This is a genomic window from Arthrobacter sp. CDRTa11, from assembly GCF_026427775.1.
GTDB lineage: Bacteria > Actinomycetota > Actinomycetes > Actinomycetales > Micrococcaceae > Arthrobacter.
Genome location: NZ_CP044532.1, coordinates 4,505,325 through 4,525,829, shown reverse-complemented (window position 1 = coordinate 4,525,829; position 20,505 = coordinate 4,505,325). Strand labels below are relative to the sequence as shown.

The following is a 20,505-nucleotide window of genomic DNA, read 5'->3' as shown; positions in this document are numbered from 1 at the left end:
GTCATAGGTCTTGATCAATTGACTTACTCCACCTAACGTATGAGATGAATCACAACCGGTCGGTGAATGAGCAGACCCTATCGATCTCCTCACCCCCGATGACTACCCTCCACCGGCGCCGGCCTTCCCGCGTTGGTCAGAACAGCAAGGAATCCGGTATGACTGAAATCAATGACAAGACCCACCCAGGTCGGGACCTGAAGGATCGGCGTACGCCCCGCAAGGGGCCGCTGATCGGAATCGGGGCTGTGCTGGTCATACTGACCAACGCGGTCATCTTCGTTCTGCCGCCGCTACTGCCGATCATCCAGGCACAGTACGGCCTTGCCACGGTCTCAGAGACAACCTGGCTCTACACCGCACTCACCTTGGCAGGGGGAGCTGGGTTTATCCTGCTACCGCGACTCGCCGACGTGTACGGCGACCGGAACGCGTCCGTGATCGCGTCTGCGGTCCTCACCACCGGCGCCCTAGTACCCGCCCTCGGCGACTCGTACCCCGCGCTGTTGGTCGGTTGCGCGCTCATGGGATTCGGCGGAGCAGCCCAGCTCCTGCCCTTGGGGTTCCTCCGCCGCAACCTCGCCGGGAACGGCATCCGGGTGGGCGTCGCGGTCCTGGTTATCGCCACCGGAATCGGCATCGTCGTCGGCATGATCGGCGGCGGCCTGGTCGTCGAGAACTTGTCGCTGGGCAGCCTCTTCTGGATTCTCACTGCTGCCTTCGCCATGACAACACTGGTTTCCTACACCGTCATCCCTCACACTCCGCCGGCCGAGCCTTCCGGCCGTATTGGCGTGCTTGGCACGGTCTGGATGGTGGCGTGGGTCGCAATGATCCTGTTGGCATTAACCCAGGGTCTGGTATGGGGCGATGCAGCGCTGATTCCGTTGGTCGCCGGAGTCATTGGTGGGGCTGCCTGGCTGCGGGTTGAACGACGGTCCAAATCGGTTGTCTTCGACGTCGCCCTGCTGAAGTCGCCCTTCGTCACAGCCGCGTGCGTCTGCATCGCCCTGTTCGCATCGGTGAATGCTGCGTTCCTGCTGCTGCTGAGCACCTACAGTCAAGTCCCTCCGGAGGCCCTCGCCCCAGCGGATGCCTATGGTCTCGGACTCAATGCCCTGCAGACGGGCCTGCTGATGTTGCCCTTCGCAGTGATGTTCCTGGTGGGCAGCGTCGTCGTCGACCGCCCGGTCTCCCGGGGCCACGGGGGGACCGTGCTGATGGTGGGTGCGGCAATCTGTGCGGCAGGGCTCGCTTGGCTGGCTCTGGCTCATGATCAGCAGTGGCACTACCTCGTGGGCGCTGCCTTCCTAGGACTTGGGTGCAGCATCGGCTATGCGGCCGGTTTTACTATGGTGCAGCTTGCGGTGCCGGAAGAGAAGGCAGGTATGGCGGCGGGCGTGGCGGGGACCGCCATGGCGGTTGGCTTCGCCGTCGGCACCGCACTGGTCTCCGGTGTCCTAAGCGCCACGGTGGTCCAGGTTCCGGGAACGGAGATCAATGTCGCCACGGAGAATCTGTACGGTACTGGTTACTGGGCCTCCAGCGTCCTCGCTGTGCTGGTGCTGATCACCGTTCTGGTTTCTCGAGCTCGTACTGCCCGCCGCAATCGCAGATCACCGATTCGTGCCACTGCAGTGTAACGATAACTGTCGCTCCTTGTGCTACTATCGCTATTGCTAAATTGCAGGCAGCTTTCGCATCGGCTGCATGGGCCGCCGGGACGAATCCGTCAATCGAGATATTTCACGCATCTTTGTTAAGGAACGCGGGAAGCGGTCTTGGGCTACGTCGCCTGGGACCGCTTCCCTTTGTGCCGGGGAAGAACATGAGTATCGATAGCTTCCTGCCTTGAGCAGAGAGGGAGAGACAAGGAATGAGCGGTCGGCGGGGGACATTCGTGATTCCTTGCAGCGTGTGGAGCAATTGGCCCTCGTATGACACGCTGCGTCTGTCTAGACATGGGTCCGCCTCGTGTTCCAAACCGCATGTGTGGCTTCTCCAGCAATAATGGAGAAGCCGAAGTCGGCCATCGTCCTCCTTACAGTCTGTCGATGCTTCCCCACTGCATACTCCCTGTTACGGGCAGACGCCAAGTGTCTGGGCACAAGCTGAAGGCCCCTGTCTGATGCAGACAGGGGCCTTCAGAGCCTTCGGCATATTTATCTTTGAACCTGAGTGCTGGCTGTGCGCTGGATGTCGACCTGCTCAGGAACCATCGTGGTGGTCCATATGTCAGAACGCTTTGAGGATGTCTTCGACGCGGGTTTTGGCGTCGCCGAAGAGCATTTGGGAGTTGTCGCGGTAGAACAGTGGGTTTTGGACGCCGGCGTAGCCTGCGGCCATGGAGCGTTTGAACACGATGACGTTTTCGGCTTCCCAGACCCGCAGGACAGGCATCCCGGCAATGGGGCTGCCCGGGTCTTCTGCGGCGGAGGGGTTAACGGTGTCGTTAGCGCCGATGACCAGGACCACGGAGGTGTCGCCGAGGTCATCGTTGATTTCGTCCATTTCCAGGACGATGTCATAGGGGACTTTCGCTTCGGCGAGGAGAACGTTCATGTGCCCTGGCAGGCGCCCGGCGACCGGGTGGATGCCGAACCTGACATTCACACCCCTCTCTCGGAGCTGGTGGGCGAGTTCGGCGACGGGGTATTGGGCTTGCGCGACGGCCATGCCGTAGCCGGGAGTGATGACCACGGACGAGGCGTTGGTCAGCATTTCAGCGGTGGCCCCGGCCGTGATTTCGCGGTGCTCGCCCTGATCCGCGTCCCCCGTGCTGGCGGGGACGGCGATGCCGAAGCCGCCGGCGATCACGGAGATGAAGGACCGGTTCATGGCCTTGCACATGATGTAGGACAGGTACGCACCCGAGGAGCCAACCAAGGCACCGGTGATGATCAGCAGGTCATTGTTCAGCAGGAACCCGGCCGCAGCGGCGGCCCAGCCGGAGTAGCTGTTCAGCATGGACACAACCACAGGCATGTCGCCGCCTCCAATAGAGGCCACCAGGTGCCAGCCCAGCCCCAGGGCAAGGGCGGTGACGACGACGAGGAGCCAGAGCTGGGAGTCGTTGACGTACCAGACGGTAAGAGCCACAAACGCGACGAGGGCGCCGAGGTTGATCGCGTTCTTGCCCGGCAGCATCAACGGTGAGGACTTCATCCTCGCGGAGAGTTTCAGGAACGCCACGATCGAGCCGGTGAAGGTCACCGCACCAATGAAAACGCCGATGAACACCTCGGCGTGGTGGATCGCTGTCAGGTCCGGGGATAGGTCCGGGGCTTCGAGGTGCCCGTTCCACCCAACCAGCACCGCGGCGAGACCAACGAAGCTATGCAGCAGGGCGATCAGTTCGGGCATGCCGGTCATCTCCACCACCCGGGCGCGCCAGAGCCCGATGGCGCCGCCGACGGCCACCGCGGCGACCAGCAGGCCCAGCCCGGTCAGGCCGGCGCCGGTGCCCCAGGCGCCCTGCAGGGTCAGCCAGATCGTCGCTGCCAGGGCGATGACCATGCCGGTGATGCCGTAGATGACCCCGGCCCGGGCTTTCTCGTGCTTGCTCAGCCCGGCGAGGCTGAGGATGAACAGCAGGGCAGCGACGACGTAGGCGGCGCCGGCGATGGAGTCGGCGGTCAACGGACCGGAGACGGTGTCAGACACGGTAGAGCTCCTCGTAAGTGTTGCTACTGCTGCTTCGGTGGCCGCGCTCATGAACGTGCCTTCCCGGCCGAGAACATGGCGAGCATGCGCCGGGTGACGGCGAAGCCGCCGAAAATGTTAATGCTGGCCAGCAGCACCGCGACCGCGGCCAGGACCTGCATGACAATGTTGTCCGAGGTGACCTGCAGCAGCGCGCCGACGACGATGATCCCCGAGATCGCATTCGTGACGGACATCAGCGGGGTGTGCAGGGCGTGATGGACTTTCCCGATGACATAGAAGCCGACCACTATCGAGAGCATCAGCACCGTAAAGTGCTGGGGCAGCGGCGCCGGAGCCACCGCGTTCACCAGGAACAACGCCGCGATGCCGGCGGCAAACAAGCCCGCTTTACCGGCGGTACCGAGGACTTGCTTCTTCTTCGGGGCGGTGGTTTCGGCAGCCGTGGCCTGGGCCTGGGCCGCCGGGGCGGCTGAGACCTGGACCGGTGGCGGCGGCCAGGTCTTCTCACCGTCGCGCACCACCGTCACCGAGCGCTGCACCACGTCATCGAAATCGATCCGAAGCTGACCGTCTTTGTCCGGGGTCAGGAGCTTGAGCAGGTTCACCATGTTCGTCCCGTACAGCTGGGACGCCTGGGCCGGCAAACGGGCCGGAAGATCCGTGTAGCCCAGGATCACCACCCCGTTGTCCGTCACGATGCGTTCGCCGGCGACGGAGCCTTCGACGTTCCCGCCCTGACCCGCTGCCATGTCCACGATCACACTGCCAGCCTTCATGCCGGCCACATCGGAGGCGGTGAGGAGCTTCGGCGCCGGACGCCCCGGGATCAGGGCAGTGGTGATGATGATGTCCACATCCGCTGCCTGCTCGGAGTAAATTTCCGCGGCCCGGGCGTTGTACGCCTCGGACGTCGCCTTCGCGTATCCATCGGAGGACTTCATCTCCTCGGCGACCTCGACCTTGAGGTAGGTACCGCCGATCGACTTCACCTGGTCGGCGACCTCCGGCCGCGGATCCGTCGCCCGGACAATCGCGCCCAGGCTGGACGCGGCCCCGATCGCCGCCAACCCGGCAACACCGGCACCAGCGACCAGGACCTTCGCCGGCGGAACCTTGCCCGCCGCCGTCACCTGCCCGGTAAAGAACCGGCCAAACTCGTGCGCAGCCTCGATCACGGCACGGTACCCGGCAATGTTCGCCATCGAACTGAGCACATCCATCGACTGCGCCCGCGAGATCCGCGGCACCGCATCCAACGCCAGCGCCGTGACCGGACGCGAAGCCAGAGCCTCCACCAGCTCAGGCCGCAAACCAGGACTCAACGACCCGATCAACGTGGCACCCTCGGTCAGACGGGCAATCTCATCCTCAGTAGGCGGATTAATCCGCAACACCACCTCGCTGCCCCACGCCTCATCGGCGCCCACAATCAGGGCACCCGCTTCGGCATAAGCCTCATCACGGAACGACGCGGACTCCCCCGCACCCTTCTCGACCACAACCTCGTAACCCAACCCCAACAACTGCTTCACGGTGACAGGCGTCGCCGCCACCCTCGTCTCGCGACCCAACTCGGCCACAATGCCAATACGTGTCACTTTTTTCCTTTTCTCTAAGATGTGATGTGCCTGGACGGATCCCGTTGCCGGGCACCGGGCGACGTCTGTCCGTATCTCTCAAGACCGATCATCATTGACGGTCCCCATGGCTCATTCCCCGTGAGAATCCCGGGTCGATGGAAACCCCTACTACCGCGCGACCACCATGCTGTATACAGCGGTTATTCGGCTTACGGGGAGATCCCGGCAATCCTCTCCGCCTGAAGAACAGGCGTCAGCAGGGGACCTCTTGGTGCAAATCACTGCAGGAATGGTCGCCGGTGAGCCTAGCAGTAAAAGTATCCGGCCCACTGCGGCTTACCACGACGCTGTCCGTCCTGGTCGCGGCCCGTGCTGCAAGGTTCTGGACCATGCCGTCAAGTGTGGCGATGATAGTTGACCGGTCCCATATTTTCAGCGTTAGGGAGTCTGTACATTCGCAGTTCATGTCAGTTCTTTCATTCATGGGGAGCAATGTCGGGATCGTTCCAAATCTCGCAGAAACTCTCACAACTGAGTCTCCGCGTACCGCTCTTGTGAACGGTACGCGGAGCCAAGAAGGAGATTCTTGCCCGTCAACGGGGGGCAAGCATCTCCTATCGCAGTCAGCCCAGCTCCCGACTTTCGGGTCTCCTGTTGCGATTGGATTGCTGGACCGACTGACGCTTTCCGCTTTAGGCTCTGGCGAGTTCTTCCTCGGTGGCCTTTTCGCGGGCCTCGGTGAGGTAGTGGGCGTAGGCGGGGAGGGTGAGGAAGGAGGGGAAGTCCTGGCTGAGTGTGACTTCCTCGAAGATGTCGCGGGAGTCTTCGAAGCGGTCGCCGTCGAAGCGTTCCAGGCGTGCGAACTCTTCGTCGAGCAGTTCCTCGATCCAGTGGTGGGTGATGATTTCGCCGCGGTCGGTGATGGCGGACGCGTACATCCACTGCCAGAGCTGGGAGCGGGAGATTTCCGCGGTGGCGGCGTCTTCCATGAGGTTGTGGATGGCGACGGCGCCGTTCCCGCGGAGCCAGGACTCGATGTAGCGGATGCCTACCTCGATGTTGTTCCGGATGCCCTGTTCGGTGATGGTCCCGGTGGTGGCGGCCACGTTGATGAGGGCGCGGTCGTCGGGGATGACGTCCTCGCGGGTGCGGTCCAGCTGGTTGGGGCGTTCGCCGAGGGTGGCGTCGAACACTTCGCGGCAGACCGGAACGAGGTCCGGGTGGGCCACCCAGGAGCCGTCGAAGCCGTCGTTGGCCTCGCGGGTTTTGTCGGCACGGACCTTCTCGAACGCGTTGGTGTTGGCTGCTTCGTCCTTGCGGTTGGGGACGGCGGCGGCCATTCCGCCGATGGCCATGGCGCCGCGCTTGTGGCAGGCACGGACCAGCTGTTCGGTGTAGGCGCGCATGAAGGGCTGGGTCATGGTTACCTGGGCGCGGTCCGGCAGGACAAACCGGGGGCCGCGGGTGCGGAAGTTCTTGATCAGGGAGAAGATGTAGTCCCAGCGGCCGGCGTTAAGGCCGGCGGCGTGGTCGCGCAGTTCGTAGAGGATCTCCTCCATCTCGAAGGCCGCGGTGATGGTCTCGATCAGCACGGTGGCGCGGATGGTGCCCTGCGGGATGCCGAGCAGGTCCTGGGCGAGGATGAAGATGTCGTTCCACAGCCGGGCTTCGAGGTGGTTTTCGATCTTGGGCAGGTAGAAGTACGGGCCTTTGCCCTGGGCGATCAGGCGGCGGGCGTTGTGGAAGAAGAACAGACCGAAGTCCACGATGCCGCCGGCCACGGGAGCGCCGTCGATGATCATGTGCTTCTCGGGCAGGTGCCAGCCGCGGGGCCGGACCACGATGGTGGGCAGATCCTCGGCGGGGCGGAGCTTGTATTCCTTGCCTTCGGGGCTCGTGTAGTCGATGCGTCGTTCGAGGGCGTCGGTGAGGTTCAGCTGGCCCTTGATGACGTTGCGCCACGTGGGGGTGGAGGAGTCTTCCATGTCCGCGAGCCAGACCTTTGCGCCGGAGTTCAGCGCGTTGATGGTCATCTTCTTGTCCACCGGGCCGGTGATCTCCACCCGGCGGTCCTCCAGCCCGGGCGCCGGCGGAGCGACGCGCCACGACGGGTCGTTGCGGATGTCCTCGGTCTCCCGAAGGAACCGCGGGTCCTGCCCGGCAGCGATCTCGGCCCGCCGGGTCCGACGTGCCTGCAGCAACTCCTGCCGCCGCTCAGCGGTGGCCCGGTGCAGCTTTGAAACGAATTGCAGCGCCTCCGGCGTGAGGACTTCGTTCTGGCGCAGTATGGGCTGGGCAGTTAATGTAATCCCAGTGATGGTCAAAATGTCAGTGAAGTAGCTCACGAGTTTCTCCTTGGAGGGCGACGGCGGGCACTTCATTTCAAGAGGTGGAAGGCCCGGCCGTCGTAGGTGTTAGTGGAACTGGCCTTCTTCGGTGGATCCCACCAGTGCCAGGGTTGATGCGTTCGGGTTGAGCGCGGTAGCGATGTCGTCGAAGTAGCCGGTGCCGACTTCGCGCTGGTGCTTGGTTGCGGTGTAGCCGCGGGATTCGGAGGCGAATTCCTTTTCCTGGAGCTCGACATAGGCGCTCATGCCTTCACGGGCGTAGCCGTGGGCAAGGTCGAACATCGAGTAATTCAGGGCGTGGAAGCCGGCCAGGGTGATGAACTGGAACGTGAAGCCCATGGCGCCGAGTTCACGCTGGAACTTGGCGATGGTGGCGTCGTCCAGGTGCTTGCGCCAGTTGAATGACGGCGAGCAGTTGTAGGAGAGCATCTGGTCCGGGAAGTCGGCCTTGACGGCTTCGGCGAACTTGCGGGCCAGTTCGAGGTCAGGGGTGCCCGTTTCCATCCAGATGAGGTCGGAGTACGGGGCGTAGGCCTTGGCGCAGGCGATGCAGGGTTCGATGCCGTTGCGGACCTTGTAGAAGCCCTCCGGGGTGCGAACCGGCTGGCCCCCTTCGCGGAGGACGAATTCCTGGTCGCGGGGATCGACGTCGGAGGTGATCAGGGTTGCCGCCTCGGCGTCGGTGCGGGCGATGACCACCGACGGTGTGCCGGCGACGTCTGCAGCCAGGCGGGCCGCGTTCAGGGTCCGGACGTGCTGCTGGGTGGGGATCAGGACCTTGCCGCCGAGGTGGCCGCACTTCTTCTCCGAGGCGAGCTGGTCTTCCCAGTGCACACCCGAGGCGCCGGCCTGGATCATGGATTTCATGAGCTCGTAGGCGTTCAGCGGCCCGCCGAAGCCTGCCTCGGCATCGGCAACGATCGGCACCATCCAGTCCTCAACAGTCTGGATGCCCTCGGAGAACTCGATCTGGTCTGCCCGGAGCAGGGCGTTGTTGATGCGGCGGACCACTGTGGGTACCGAGTTGGCCGGGTAGAGGGACTGGTCCGGGTAGGTGTGGCCGGAGTTGTTGGCGTCCGCGGCCACCTGCCAGCCTGAGAGGTAGATGGCACGGAGGCCAGCCTTGACCTGCTGCACAGCCTGGTTGCCGGTCAGGGCGCCCAGGGCGTTCGTATAGCCGCCGGTCTTGTGCTCCTCGGTCAGCTGCTTCCACAGCTTTTCCGAGCCGCGGCGGGCCAGAGTGTGCTCTTCGGAGACACGGCCACGGAGGCGGACGACATCCGCGGCCTTGTAGTCCCGGGTCACACCTTCCCAGCGCGGGTTGGCGGCCCACTCAAGCTCCAGGGCGGCCGCCTGCTGTTCGGCCGCCTGCTGTTCGGGCGTCTGCTGGTTTGGCGTAGATGCAGTCATCATCGATCTCCTTGATTGAGCTAGGGGTGTTTGACGCCGGCAGGAACTGCTGCTTTGCGTCCCGACCGGTCACCCCCGGTGCGGTGCTTCTTTCCGTGAACACCACCTTCCAGCACTTCCAGTTGGCTTTCTAGGTCAAATGACCAGAAAGAAATGCAGTTCTTCTCGTATTCTCAACAAATGTCGTTTGGAAGCTCGAGTGATAGGCCCTCGGATACGTCTCGGCATCGTGAGCGCCGGAGCGGCCGACTCGTGAATGGTAGATAAGTATCAGTTAACTTCTGAGCCGCTCCACTGCGGACAACAGTTGCTCGGCGTCTCCTTGCCGGCCGTCGGCGTTCCAGGAGGGTCCGCTTTCCCACATGGCGTTGAAATTTAGCCCGTTTCCCATGTAAAGGACCGCTTTAGCCGCTTCCTCGCCAATGTCTGCGCCAATCAGTTCCAACAATCGCTGCTGCGTGGATACAAAGTAGCGGCGAGCCTCCTTATCTGCACCCTCAGCAAGACGCGTTACAGCCATGAGGGAGCGTTGCAGGGGCGAGTTGGACCGGAGGGATGACTGGATGAAGTACACAGCCGGTCCCTCTGGCGCGGATGTCATTTGGCCCCGGTCCTCACTTGCCAGACGGTCCAGACGCTCTAGCGTGGCAGTAATCAGCGCGTATTTATTGGGGAAGTGGTAAAGGAGGCCTCCTTTAGAGACCCCGGCCCGCTTGGCCACAGTGTCCAAGGTAGCGGAGCGCTCCCCTGCTTGAATCAGGAGTTCCTCAAAGGCGTCGAGAACTGCATCCCGCGCACCGGGTTTTTTGGCCATTACTCCAACGCTCCGGGGGTCGGCAAATGCTGTATTTACAAGGGCACACCTGGTCTTGTTTCCCGGGAGTCGCCGGTGGACTGTTGCCGTATTGATGTCCTGTTCTGCCTGCTTACGGACCTGCCAATACATCATCTGTGCCACGCCGGGACTCTATCTGTTTCGGGAGCACCCGGTAGGTGTGTGAGGCCAGCCCTAAACGCGGAAGGGCCGGTCCGGTGGACCTAGCGGTGGACCGGACCGGCAATATATGGAATGAGCAGGGCGGTAGGTATCACCGGGTCCTGGTGGTCAAGGGATGTCTGCGCTTGGAGAAGGTCTGCCCGTTGACTCGTTGGGAGGCGCCTACACGGTCCAGGTAGGGGGTGATGCCGCCCATGTGCATCGGCCAGCCGGCACCCAGAATCATGCACAGATCGATGTCCTCGGGGGCCGCGACCACGCCCTCATCAAGCATGAGACCGATTTCCAGGGCCAGTGCGTCTTGGACGCGGACCAGCAGTTCGTTGGAGGTGCTGGGTGTGTTGCCGAACCGGAGCAGTTCCAACGTGGAAAGCGGGACGCATAGGGCGCCGTCGTCGTTCCTGGCCCACAGCGAGCTGATGCCGTTGTCGATGAGGATCTGCAGGTTGGCGGAGACGTGGAACCGTTCGCCGAAGGCGGCGTGCAGCGATTTGGTCACGTGTTGCACCACCGGAATCCCCACCATTGCCAGCAGAGTGAACGGAGTCATCGGCAGCCCCAGCGGTTTGAGCGCATTGTCAGCCATGTCCGCCGGCGTGCCATCGTCGAAGGCATTGACAACCTCACCCATCAGGCGCAGCAGGACACGGTTCACGACGAACGCAGGGCTGTCTTGGACCAAGACCCCGGTCTTCTTCAGTGTCTGGGCGAGGACAAACGCGGTGGCCAGAACTTCGTTGCTCGTCTTGGGCGTACGCACTACTTCAAGCAACGGCATGGCGGACACTGGATTGAAGAAGTGGAATCCGATAACCCGCTCGGGGTGCCGCAGATCCGCGGCCATGTCCGCTACGGACAGGGATGAAGTGTTGGTTGCGAGGATGCATTCAGGCGAAACGACGGCTTCCACCTCGGCGAAGACCTGCTTCTTCACGGACATGTCCTCGAAAACGGCTTCGATGACAAAATTGGCGTCGGCAAAGGCCTCTTTGGATACGGAACCGGTTACTAGTGCCTTAGTGCGTTGGGCGGCGTGGTCGGTGATGCGCTGTTGAGCGAGCAACTTGTCAATTTGTGTGTGTACGTACGCCACGCCATTGTTCACCCGTGTCTGGTCAATGTCCGTCATGATCACGGGCACTTGGAGCTGGCGGACAAAGAGCAGCGCTAGCTGGCTGGCCATCAGGCCGGCACCAATGATGCCGACCTTCGTAACCGGCCGGCTGAGCTGCGTGTCTGGGGCACCCGCGGGTTGCTTGGAGCGCGACTGGATCACATCGAGGAACGCGTAGACAGTGTCCTGGAAATGCGGAGTCTGCATGAGGGCTGCCAAGGTCTCCACCTCAGCGTCGGCGGACTCTTCTGCCGTGAGGTGTCTGCCCTTCTCCAGCAGGTCCAGGACCTTGCCGGGCGCGGGGGTGGCGTTCGAGGTCTTCGCCTCGATGAATGCCCGGCCACTGGCGAGAGCGGCATCCCAGTCGGTGTCGTCACTTGCTGCCTTTTCGGCACGTCGGGCAACTATGTCGGCAACGGCGGCCTCGTCGGCGATGATTGTTTCGGCCCAGTTCAGGGATTCCTGGAGGAAATTGTCCGGTGCGAAGATGGCGTCAGCGATGCCAAGATCGAAGGCGGCTTTGCCAGCGAGCGTTCGGTTGTTGTTGAGGGCGTTTTCAACCATCACCTTTACCGCGTTGCCGGGGCCGATCAGTCGCGGCAACTGGTAAACCCCGCCCCAGCCGGGAATCAATCCGAGGTATGCCTCGGGCAGGGAGATAGCCTTAGCTGCCGTGGATACCGTGCGATAGTCCGCGGACAGCGCGACTTCGAGACCGCCCCCTATGGCGGATCCGTTGATGAAAGCAAACGTCGGCACGCCCAGGGTACTCAGCGCCCTGAATGTCTGATGGCCAAGGCGGGCCATGAGACGGGCGGGGACAGGATCAGTAAGCGTCCGTAGCGCAGAAAGGTCAGCGCCAGCGGCCAGATAGCCCGATGTCCCAATAAGGCCGACGGCGGAAACGTCCCCGGCCGCCGCCCGTTCCTTGAGCCTGTCGAGCAGGCAGCCAAGTTCGATGAGCGTCTTCGGTCCCAGCGTGGCAGGTCTGCGGTCAAGCCCGTTGTCCAGGGTGATCAGTGCGAAGGTGCCGGATCTTGGGAGTTCGATTTCCTGCAGGCGGGCATGGGAAACTGTCTCGTTCGGGAAGAGCTCCATCAAAGTCCGGTAATCGTCCGGGGTCATGGCTTGTCCTCTCCGGCGACGGAAGCGAGGTCGCCTGAGTAGTGCTCAGCGAGCACGCGTTTGAGGATTTTTCCGCTTGGTCCCAAGGGCAGTTCAGACACCACGTTGATAATCCGCGGGTATTTGTAGGCGGCTAGCTGGCTGCGCGCGTATTCGACCAGGTTCCCGGCCCTGACGGTGCTGCCCGGCGAGGTAACGACGGCGGCTGCGACTTCCTGGCCATGCAAATTGTGTACGACGCCGAAGACTGCCGCGCTGACCACTTCGGGATGCCGGTTCAGGACTTCTTCGACCTCTCGCGGATACACGTTGTAGCCGTTTCGAATGATCATGTCCTTCTTACGGTCCAGAATGCGCAGGTAGCCGTCCTTGTCCTTCGTACCCAGGTCACCCGTCCTGAACCAGCCGTCGATGACCGCCTCGGCTGTCGCGTCCGGCCGGTTCAGATAGCCCCTGAAGAGGTTGTGCCCCCGAATCACCAGTTCGCCTAGTTCATCAAGCGGCAGTAGTTCAATGCTGTCAGTGGCCTCGGGTCGGGCGATTTCAATTTCAACGCCCCAGATGGGCGTTCCGATGGAGCCAGGGCGAGGCGTTGTGCCCACGTGGTTAAAGCTAGCTACGGGGGAGGTCTCCGTCAGGCCGTAGCCTTCGTAGATGTCGGCCCCGAAGACCTCGCGGAATTCATCCATCACCGCTACCGGCAGAGAAGCGCCGCCTGAGATGCAGTAGCGCAGCCCGTCGGGGCGGGCGGGATTGGTCTTAGCTGCTTCCAGTAGCGCCACGTACATGGTGGGCACGCCGAAGAAGACGTTGATCTTGTGTTGGTGCAGCAGTTCCAACGCCGCACCGCCGGTGAATCTTGGGCACATGACTATGGTGGCGCCGGCGCGGAGACCAGCGTTGAGCACGCAGGTCTGGCCGAAGGTGTGGAAGAGCGGCAGGCCGCCAAACACATGATCGTCGGGCCGGAGATCGAAGGTGCCGTTCAGTAGCACATTGACCTGTTCCATCAGAGCGAAATGCGTGCCGAGGGCACCTTTGGGTTTCCCTGTCGTCCCGGAGGTATAGAGGATGGTCGCGATGTCCTGCGGCTTGCGCGGGACGTAGCTTTGAATCGGGTCAGCAGCGACGGCCTCGGATTCCAGCCGGGCGGGACACACACTAGCGTCCGGAGCCATCACCGTCAGCACTTCCACCTCGGCTGCAGCGGCGCCCGGGGCACCCTCGCCCAGCAGGGGGGCAGCACAGATGAGCAACCTGGCGCCGCTGTCGCGCAATGCGTACTCAATTTCACCGGCCTTCAGCAGTGCATGGACCGGGACCACGACCCCTCCGAGGGCCAGGACGGCGTAGTAGACACGGGCGAAGTCCGCCACGTTGGGGATGAGGATGGCCACGGGGTCGCCTGGTCCGACGCCGCGGGCGCGCAGCGCCCCGGCGTAGGCCCGGGTTTGTTCCCACAGTTGCTCGTAGCTGGTCTTTTCGTCTCCGACGATGATGGCGGTGGCCCGAGGCCTCCGGGCGGCTGACTCGGCCAAGATGGCTGCGAGGGAGATCGTGCTGAAGTCGTCAGTGGCTAGCGTGTTTGTCATAGTGGCTGGTGTCCTTGGTGATGAGTGGGAGGGCGTCGTTATGCCTTGAGGATCAGGGCGTCGCCCTGCCCTCCGCCGCCGCACAGGGCAACGACGCCGGTCCCGCCGCCGCGGCGCTTGAGCGCCAGTGCCTGGTGCAGGACCAGCCGGGCGCCAGAGGCGCCGACCGGGTGTCCGAGGGCGATAGCTCCGCCCTCGGCGTTAATGCGGTCGGGATCGATGCCAAGGTCTTTGGCGGACTGGATGACTACGGAGGCGAAGGCTTCATTGACCTCAATGAGGTCCAACTGCTGAGTGGTGAGTCCTTCACGTTTGAGTGCTGCCGCGATGGCTCGTGACGGTTGAGAATGCAGGTACCCGTCCGGGCCGGCGGTCTGGCCGTGTGCGCCGATTTCTGCGATCCATTCCAGGCCTGCCGCTTTGGCGGCAGCCTTGCTGGCAATGACCACCGCTGCGGCCCCGTCGGAGAGCGGAGAGGAGGAACCTGCGGTGATGGTTGCCTGCTCACCCTTCGCGAAGGCCGGCTTGAGCGCCGCGAGGTCCTCCACGGTCGTTCCGGGGCGGATGCCTTCGTCGGCCTCGAGCGTCAACGCTGGTCCCCGTCGCTGCGGGATCTCCACGGGGACGATTTCCTCCGCGAAGATGCCCGCGGCGCGGGCGGTTTCGGCGCGCTGGTGGGACAGGGCGGAGACCTCGTCCTGGTGCTGGCGGCTGATGCTGCGTGCGGCGTTACCGGCGTCCGTGGCCGAGCCCATAAGTTCACCGCTGAACGGGTCCTGCAGACCGTCGTGGTTCAGCGAGTCCACCAGGGGCGTGTCTCCTATGGTTACACCTGTCCGTAGCCCCTTAACCAGGTGCGGAGCGTTGGTCATCGATTCCTGGCCGGCGGCCACGACAAAGTCGGCCTCTCCGCCCCGGATCATCCGGGCAGCGTCGATTATGGCGGTTAGGCCGGAAATGCAGAGCTTGTTTACCGTCACCGTAGGGACGTCCCAGGCGATGCCGGCGCCCAGGCTTGCCTGCCGGGCCGGTCCCTGGCGAGCGCCGGCCTGGATGACCTGGCCGACAACAACGGCATCAATCTGTGTGGCGGCTACGCCGCTGCGCTCCAGAGCTGCACGGATGGCGAGGGAACCGAGGTCGGTGGCGGAGAACGGCGTGAGGGCACCCCGGAAGCGCCCGAAGGGGGTTCGGGCGCCGCCGAGAATGACGGGAGTAGTGGCATCGGTGTTCATTGGGGCTGCCTTTCGGACAGGAATGACGGGGGAAAAAGGGTAGGTGCGGCCATGCGGTGAAATCAGGCGAATGCAGATATTCCTGTGATGGACCGCCCGATTATCAGGGCTTGTATGGTCTCAGTGCCTTCATAGGTGTGGAGGGCTTCAATGTCAGCCATATGCCGGGCTACACGGTTGGCCACCAGGATCCCGTTGCCGCCAAGCAGGTCCCGGGCGTTGGCGGCGATGGTACGGGCCGTGCGGGTACAGGTGAATTTGGCCAGAGATGCCTGCTCAGGGGTTAAATTGCCGGTTTCGTCCAGGCGTGTCGCCTGCAGGGCCATGAGTTGCATGGTGACCAGTTCGCTCTGCATCCGGGCCAGGCGTTCCTGCACGATCTGGGATGCGGCCAGGGGCCGGCCAAATTGTTTGCGTTGCGCGGCGTACTGTACCGCGGTCTCGTAGCAGGCGGTCGCCTGGCCGACGGCGCACCAGGCGACGCTGACACGAGTGGCTAACAGGATTCGGGCGACGTCCTTGAAGGAGGTGGCGCCAGGCAATTCGTTAGAGGCCGGAACGAAGACGTTCTCCAGCCGGATATGCGCCTGCCAGATGGCCCGCAGCGAAGATTTGCCTTCGATGACCGTAGCCCTGTATCCGGGGGATTCCTGGGGGACGAGGTACCCGTGGACTTGTCCGTCTTCGGCTCGTGCCCAGATCACTGTGAGTCCGCCAATCGAACCGTTGCCGATCCACTTCTTCTCGCCGTTAAGCAGGAAACCTCCATCGGTGCGGGTGGCGGAGGTCTCCAGGCCTACGGAATCCGAGCCGTGGGTCGGCTCGGTCAGGCCGAAGGCAGCAAAGTCATCCGCCCGCGACAGAGCAGGCAGCCATCGGTCCTTCTGCTCCCCTGACCCGCAGTATGCGATCGAGCGCATGGCCAGTCCGCCCTGGACGCCAATGGCGGTGCTCAGGGACCCGTCGCCCCGGCTGATCTCCATGGACACCAGCCCGGCTGCCAGCTTGCTCATTGGGGCGAAACCTTCAACCTGAACGCCATCCCGTAGCAGATCAAGCTCGCCCATCCGCCGTACTAGATGCAGTGGGTACTCCGCTCGCTCCCAGTAGCCGCCGATGACCGGCAGCACTTCCTCCTGGACAAAGGTCCGGGCGCGAGCCCAGTAAGCACGGTCTGCCGCACCGATGTTGACAAACACACCGGCAGGATCAATTTCAGGTGGATCGGTCAGAACATACTCGGGTTCAACTGTTCCGGCCGGGAACTCTTCCGGTACGCGGGTATGGGCCTCTTGGGCGGTGATTGACGGCGTCGTCATCGTGCAGTCCTCAGTCTTGGGCTTCCGCTCCTGCTAGGGCAGGGGAGCGGTTAGTTTGGGCGGAAAACCCACCGTGGCGGCAAATGGGAGCCAGCTAAATGCTTGTCCCTGAACCGATATCGGCAGTACGTTGGCCGACTTCCCCAGTGGGCAGAACACATTTGGTTGAACCTTGGCTGGTCGCCAATGAAATCAGGGGCGGTAAACTGCCCTGTTCCCAGGCAGGCATGTGAAAAAGGGAGGCTGTTCGACAGGCGCAAAGGGAACTATGAGCCATTGGCCGCCGTAGAACTCCACGTATGAATCCGAGGGGCATCCTGCGTAGGCTTCTTCCCGCGTCACTCTAATCTCTCCTTCTAAACAGTGAGTCGGTCATATGACTAAGTCTATTGATCACATACGTGATGGTCAAGAGTTACGTCAACGGAGCCCGTGCTTAAAACGCCGACAATGGAACTTTCGTATAGTTTTCGCGAAGGCGTAGGGATACCCGTGCAGAGTGGTGCTCACCGTTCATCACTCGACGGGGGCATCGGATGGCCAAGTGGTCATAGAAAACCAACCCCAACATCGAAGTTCGTCAGTAGCGCCTAGAGGTTCCGTCGATCGGTCAGGACGGTGGCGATGTACTCAGACCCTGAGTTGAAGCCGGTCTTTGGCCTGGATTGATTGAGCCTTTGCGGCTTGCCTGCCCATGCTGGCGACCGGCTTGACCCGCCGGAACGCGGCGAGAACGGCCCGGCCCACCAGAATGATTCCGACGATGGTGGTGACGGCACGCAGCGTGTCCCAGCCCGCCGTTGACGTCACCAGCGAGTAGAGCAGGAAGCTGCTGAGGTTGGTGCCCAGAGGTGCGCCGGGCACGTAGGAGATGCCGGTGCCGGCGCCTACCGCGAAGGGCCAGAACCACAGGTTGGTCAGCAGGCCGAACACGTAGGACGCCACCACGCCGTAGCCGCACAGCATCCACAGTTCGGCTTTGCCGCGCACGCGTCGGGGGAGCAGGCCGGCCCCGGCGCCCACCCACGCGCAGGCGAAGATCTGGAATGGTGTCCACGGCCCGATGCCACTCCACAGGGCACTGGAGACGGCGATGGTGGCGGCGCCCAGCAGCAGCCCGAAACGGGCCCCGAAGGCCCGGCCGGCCAGGATCAGCAGGATAAACACTGCCTCCACGCCCCCGACGCCGGTACTTGCCACCCGCACCGCCGAGCCGACGGCGGCCAGGACACCGAGCAACGCCACCGTGTGCGCGGAGCTGACCGAGCCGTCCAGCGACACCACGATGGCAACGACGGCGAGCGGCGCGATGGCCAGCGCCGCATACGGGAGCGCCGCGGCGGCATCCTGGGGGAGGGCCGCGGCGAGCAAAGGCCAGCAGAACGCCGCAAGGGCCAAAATGTTTGCGGCAGCGAGAACTACGAGCTCGACGCCCCGCGGCATCCGGATGCGGGGCTTCCTGGCCGCGCTCTGGGAGTCTGTTTCGTCGAGGACACTTGATCGTGGCCCGGCACCTGCTGGCTGGCGAGCCGGAAGCGGCTCTTCAGGAACATGGGCTGCCGCGGACGAAGGCGCGACGCCGTCACTCATCGGAAGGATCCGCGCGCCGAGGCCTTGGGCAAAGTCGTGGTCATGTGTGGCGATCATGACGGCCGCGCCGGCGTCCGCTGCGGCCCGCAGTGCCGTGGAGACTGCTGCGCGCGCTGCTGGATCGAGTCCGCGGGTGGGCTCGTCGATCAGGAGAACCTGGGGGTCGTCCATGGTCTGCAGCGCGATGGCAAGGATCCTGCGCTCACCGGCAGAGAGGTCCCGGGGATGCTCGTGTCCGATAGGTATGCTGACGTCTCCCCGCAGCCGGGCCAGATGGGAAGCTGCGGAACCCGGCTCAGGCTTGGCGCCGTTCTTTCGGCGCGCCTGGCGCCGCTCGGCGGCGCGCAGCTCTGCTGCGACAGTATCCCTGGTGAAGAGATCGTCCGAGGCGTCCGGGACGAGGGCGACGCGGCCGCCGCCGAGCATGTTCTGACCGCCCGTGCCGCCGTCGGCTGTTCCGCCACCACCCGTTCCCTCACCGAGCGCGAGCGCCACCAGGAGGGACGACTTCCCGGCCCCGTTCGGCCCCACCAGGGCCACCACCTCGCCGCGGTGCAGGGTCAGCGACGCTTCGCGGACGAGTGGCTTGCCCTTGCGGTGCACGGCAAGGTTAGTGGCAGTCAGAACGGGCACGAGATCCGCTGGCGCTGCCGGCGTCGGACTGGCCTCGAGAGGGTGCGAACGCGCGGCTGGCGCGGAACCGGGCACCAGGGCGCCGCCGTCGATGGTCCACCACGAGTCGGCAACCGGTACCAGCTGCTCCGCCCGGTGCTCCGCCACGATGACACACACACCGGATTCGTGGGCCAGGGCGCTGAGCACGGCGATGACGTGCCGGCGTGCTGAGGTGTCAAGATCGGCCAGGGGCTCATCAACCAGGAGCAGGGGCGGGCGCTCCACCACGGCGGCGGCGATGGCCACGAGCGTGGCCTCACCCGCCGAAAGGGTACTGAGATTCCGGTCCAGCAGGGCTTCCACCCCGATGCTCTCGGCGACCTCCAGCACCCGGGCCTTGACGGCGCCGGAAGCCATGCCGCGCAGCTCAAGCGCGAGGGAGATTTCATCACGGACCCGGGTGCTGGCGAACGCTGCGCGCGGATTCTGCAAAATGACGCCGATAAGGCGGGCGGTATCGCGTGGAGGCGTGGTGGCGCGGTCCGCTCCGCCGACGCGGACGGTACCGGAGATTTCTCCGCCGTCAACGTGGGAGAGGAGGCCGGCGATGCCCCGCAGGATGGTGGACTTGCCGGAGCCGGTGGGCCCGGTAATGACCGTGATTGAACCGCTCGACGGCGTGAAGCCGGCAACGCGCACCTGCGCATCGCCAATGCGGAACTGTGCGTCCCGCACCAGAAGCGGATTGTCGCCGTCGTTATTGGAGCTATGCGCTGCCCGGCTCCCGAAACCGCGCAGCTCCAAGGCCGCGGCAACCCGGCCGGCGTGCTCCAGGGTCCGCTCAAGTACGGGCACCAGGGCGCGGGCTCCAAACTTTTCGCCCCGCAACCGGAAGGCCAGGCGCACGGAGGTGACGGCGTCGGCAAGTGCCGGCAGCGCCGCCCATGCAACCACCAGCATCCGGGCAATGCCCTGCATGGGTCCGCGTCGGGCCAGGTGCACGAAACCGCGGGCTATGTCCACCCAGGCGTTGAGGATGCCGAAACCGAGGATGATCCCGGCGATCGGCAGGGCGGACAGAACCGCCTGCCATAAGCCGGGTCCCGTGACGGGACCGAGGAGGACCACATGGGCGAACGGGGCAGGCAGCCGCACCGGCGGCAGGTCGAGCAGGACCGGTTCGCCGATGCCCGCCCCGTAGAAAAGGATGCGGTAGATGACCCGCGCCGCGATGAAGACGACGGCGAGAGCCGCCGCTGCACGTAACGGCGCGGGTCGGAACGTCATGCCTTCGGGGCGGCCGGTTCGTTGTCGACCGAGAAGAGCAGTTCCAGGCTCTCTCCGGGCTTCATCTGCAGGGTGGCGAGGCCCTCCTGGGCATAGGCCCAGTCACCGGTGGCCGGCTTTACCCACATAGCCCAGTAGGCAAAGGCGGCGGGCATGCCGCTGCATTCTTCCTTGTAGGTGCCGCCCTTGTGGACGATCTCGAAGTCGGCGGCGGGTACGCCGTTCACGCGGCATATCAGTTCGTTGGGGTATTGGGTGGTGCCTACGGTTTTGACGCCTGCTTCTTCGAGCACCTTGGACGCTGGAGTCGCCGCGTCCACGGGCACGCAGACGGACTTGTCAGCGGCAGCCTGCTTCAGGGCGCCCGAATCGACGATGACCTTCACGCCGGTGCAGGGTCCGGAGTCGGCGCTGCTGGAAGACGTTGCCGTGGAAGCCGGCGCGGAGGTGGTTGGCTGGGTGGCGGCCGGTGCTGAACAGGCGGCGAGGGTAAACAGGAGACCTGCGGCGGCGAGGGAGCTCGCGGCGGCGGTGCGGATCGTAGTCAAAGTCACTTGTCAAGGGTAGGCCGTTGCTGGTCAGGAGCGGGATGCCGTTCCGTTGTGTGACGTCAGGTCACCGCGTGGG

At 63.9% G+C, this 20,505-nt stretch carries 12 protein-coding genes; 1 reads left to right on the top strand and 11 read right to left on the bottom strand.

Annotated elements, in window-relative coordinates; all coding sequences use genetic code 11:
• Positions 1–158: 158 nt before the first annotated feature.
• Positions 159–1,643: an MFS transporter gene (locus F8G81_RS20535; RefSeq protein ID WP_267276478.1), complete on the top strand. Its 1,485-nt coding sequence runs from the start codon at positions 159–161 to the stop codon at positions 1,641–1,643.
• Positions 1,644–2,235: 592 nt separating this feature from the next.
• Here F8G81_RS20535 and pntB read toward each other — a convergent pair.
• The 11 genes from pntB to F8G81_RS20480 all read right to left on the bottom strand — a co-directional run bounded on the left by pntB (position 2,236) and on the right by F8G81_RS20480 (position 20,432).
• Entirely contained in the window at positions 2,236–3,714 is a 1,479-nt protein-coding gene (gene pntB / locus F8G81_RS20530) for a Re/Si-specific NAD(P)(+) transhydrogenase subunit beta (RefSeq protein WP_267276477.1), read from the bottom strand.
• Positions 3,711–5,264 (bottom strand): Re/Si-specific NAD(P)(+) transhydrogenase subunit alpha, encoded by a 1,554-nt coding sequence (locus tag F8G81_RS20525; protein WP_267276476.1) that lies wholly within the window; start codon positions 5,262–5,264, stop codon positions 3,711–3,713. Before F8G81_RS20525 ends, pntB begins: the two co-directional genes overlap by 4 nt.
• A 674-nt stretch (positions 5,265–5,938) precedes the next feature.
• Positions 5,939–7,591 carry a malate synthase A gene (gene aceB / locus F8G81_RS20520; protein WP_267276475.1) on the bottom strand — a complete coding sequence of 551 codons (1,653 nt, stop codon included), beginning with the start codon at positions 7,589–7,591 and terminating at the stop codon, positions 5,939–5,941.
• A 69-nt stretch (positions 7,592–7,660) separates the two neighbouring features.
• Entirely contained in the window at positions 7,661–9,004 is a 1,344-nt protein-coding gene (gene aceA, locus F8G81_RS20515; RefSeq protein ID WP_267276474.1) for an isocitrate lyase, read from the bottom strand.
• A gap of 274 nt (positions 9,005–9,278) precedes the next feature.
• Positions 9,279–9,818, bottom strand: a complete 540-nt coding sequence (locus F8G81_RS20510) for a TetR/AcrR family transcriptional regulator (RefSeq protein ID WP_267276473.1) — start codon at positions 9,816–9,818, stop codon at positions 9,279–9,281.
• A gap of 274 nt (positions 9,819–10,092) precedes the next feature.
• The gene (locus tag F8G81_RS20505) at positions 10,093–12,240 is read right to left on the bottom strand and encodes a 3-hydroxyacyl-CoA dehydrogenase NAD-binding domain-containing protein (protein WP_267276472.1); all 2,148 of its coding nucleotides are present in this window, start codon (positions 12,238–12,240) and stop codon (positions 10,093–10,095) included.
• Complete coding sequence (locus F8G81_RS20500; protein ID WP_267276471.1) at positions 12,237–13,832, bottom strand: long-chain-fatty-acid--CoA ligase; 1,596 nt, start codon at positions 13,830–13,832, stop codon at positions 12,237–12,239. The genes F8G81_RS20505 and F8G81_RS20500 overlap by 4 nt, the downstream gene beginning before the upstream one ends.
• A 38-nt stretch (positions 13,833–13,870) precedes the next feature.
• Complete coding sequence (locus F8G81_RS20495; RefSeq protein WP_267276470.1) at positions 13,871–15,067, bottom strand: acetyl-CoA C-acetyltransferase; 1,197 nt, start codon at positions 15,065–15,067, stop codon at positions 13,871–13,873.
• A 62-nt stretch (positions 15,068–15,129) separates the two neighbouring features.
• Complete coding sequence (locus tag F8G81_RS20490; RefSeq protein ID WP_267276469.1) at positions 15,130–16,386, bottom strand: acyl-CoA dehydrogenase family protein; 1,257 nt, start codon at positions 16,384–16,386, stop codon at positions 15,130–15,132.
• A 630-nt stretch (positions 16,387–17,016) separates the two neighbouring features.
• Complete coding sequence (locus tag F8G81_RS20485; RefSeq protein ID WP_267276468.1) at positions 17,017–19,878, bottom strand: ATP-binding cassette domain-containing protein; 2,862 nt, start codon at positions 19,876–19,878, stop codon at positions 17,017–17,019.
• Positions 19,875–20,432, bottom strand: coding sequence for a hypothetical protein (locus tag F8G81_RS20480; protein WP_267276467.1), 558 nt, complete (start codon positions 20,430–20,432; stop codon positions 19,875–19,877). The genes F8G81_RS20485 and F8G81_RS20480 overlap by 4 nt, the downstream gene beginning before the upstream one ends.
• Between the last annotated feature and the right edge of the window lie 73 nt (positions 20,433–20,505).

Bases quoted from the DNA above. Each gene is read 5' to 3' on its own strand.
- aceA (WP_267276474.1), bottom strand. From the start codon at position 9,004: ATGACTGCATCTACGCCAAACCAGCAGACGCCCGAACAGCAGGCGGCC.
- F8G81_RS20510 (WP_267276473.1), bottom strand. From the start codon at position 9,818: ATGGCCAAAAAACCCGGTGCGCGGGATGCAGTTCTCGACGCCTTTGAG.
- F8G81_RS20495 (WP_267276470.1), bottom strand. From the start codon at position 15,067: ATGAACACCGATGCCACTACTCCCGTCATTCTCGGCGGCGCCCGAACC.
- F8G81_RS20500 (WP_267276471.1), bottom strand. From the start codon at position 13,832: ATGACAAACACGCTAGCCACTGACGACTTCAGCACGATCTCCCTCGCA.
- F8G81_RS20535 (WP_267276478.1), top strand. From the start codon at position 159: ATGACTGAAATCAATGACAAGACCCACCCAGGTCGGGACCTGAAGGAT.
- F8G81_RS20485 (WP_267276468.1), bottom strand. From the start codon at position 19,878: ATGACGTTCCGACCCGCGCCGTTACGTGCAGCGGCGGCTCTCGCCGTC.
- F8G81_RS20505 (WP_267276472.1), bottom strand. From the start codon at position 12,240: ATGACCCCGGACGATTACCGGACTTTGATGGAGCTCTTCCCGAACGAG.
- F8G81_RS20490 (WP_267276469.1), bottom strand. From the start codon at position 16,386: ATGACGACGCCGTCAATCACCGCCCAAGAGGCCCATACCCGCGTACCG.
- pntB (WP_267276477.1), bottom strand. From the start codon at position 3,714: ATGAGCGCGGCCACCGAAGCAGCAGTAGCAACACTTACGAGGAGCTCT.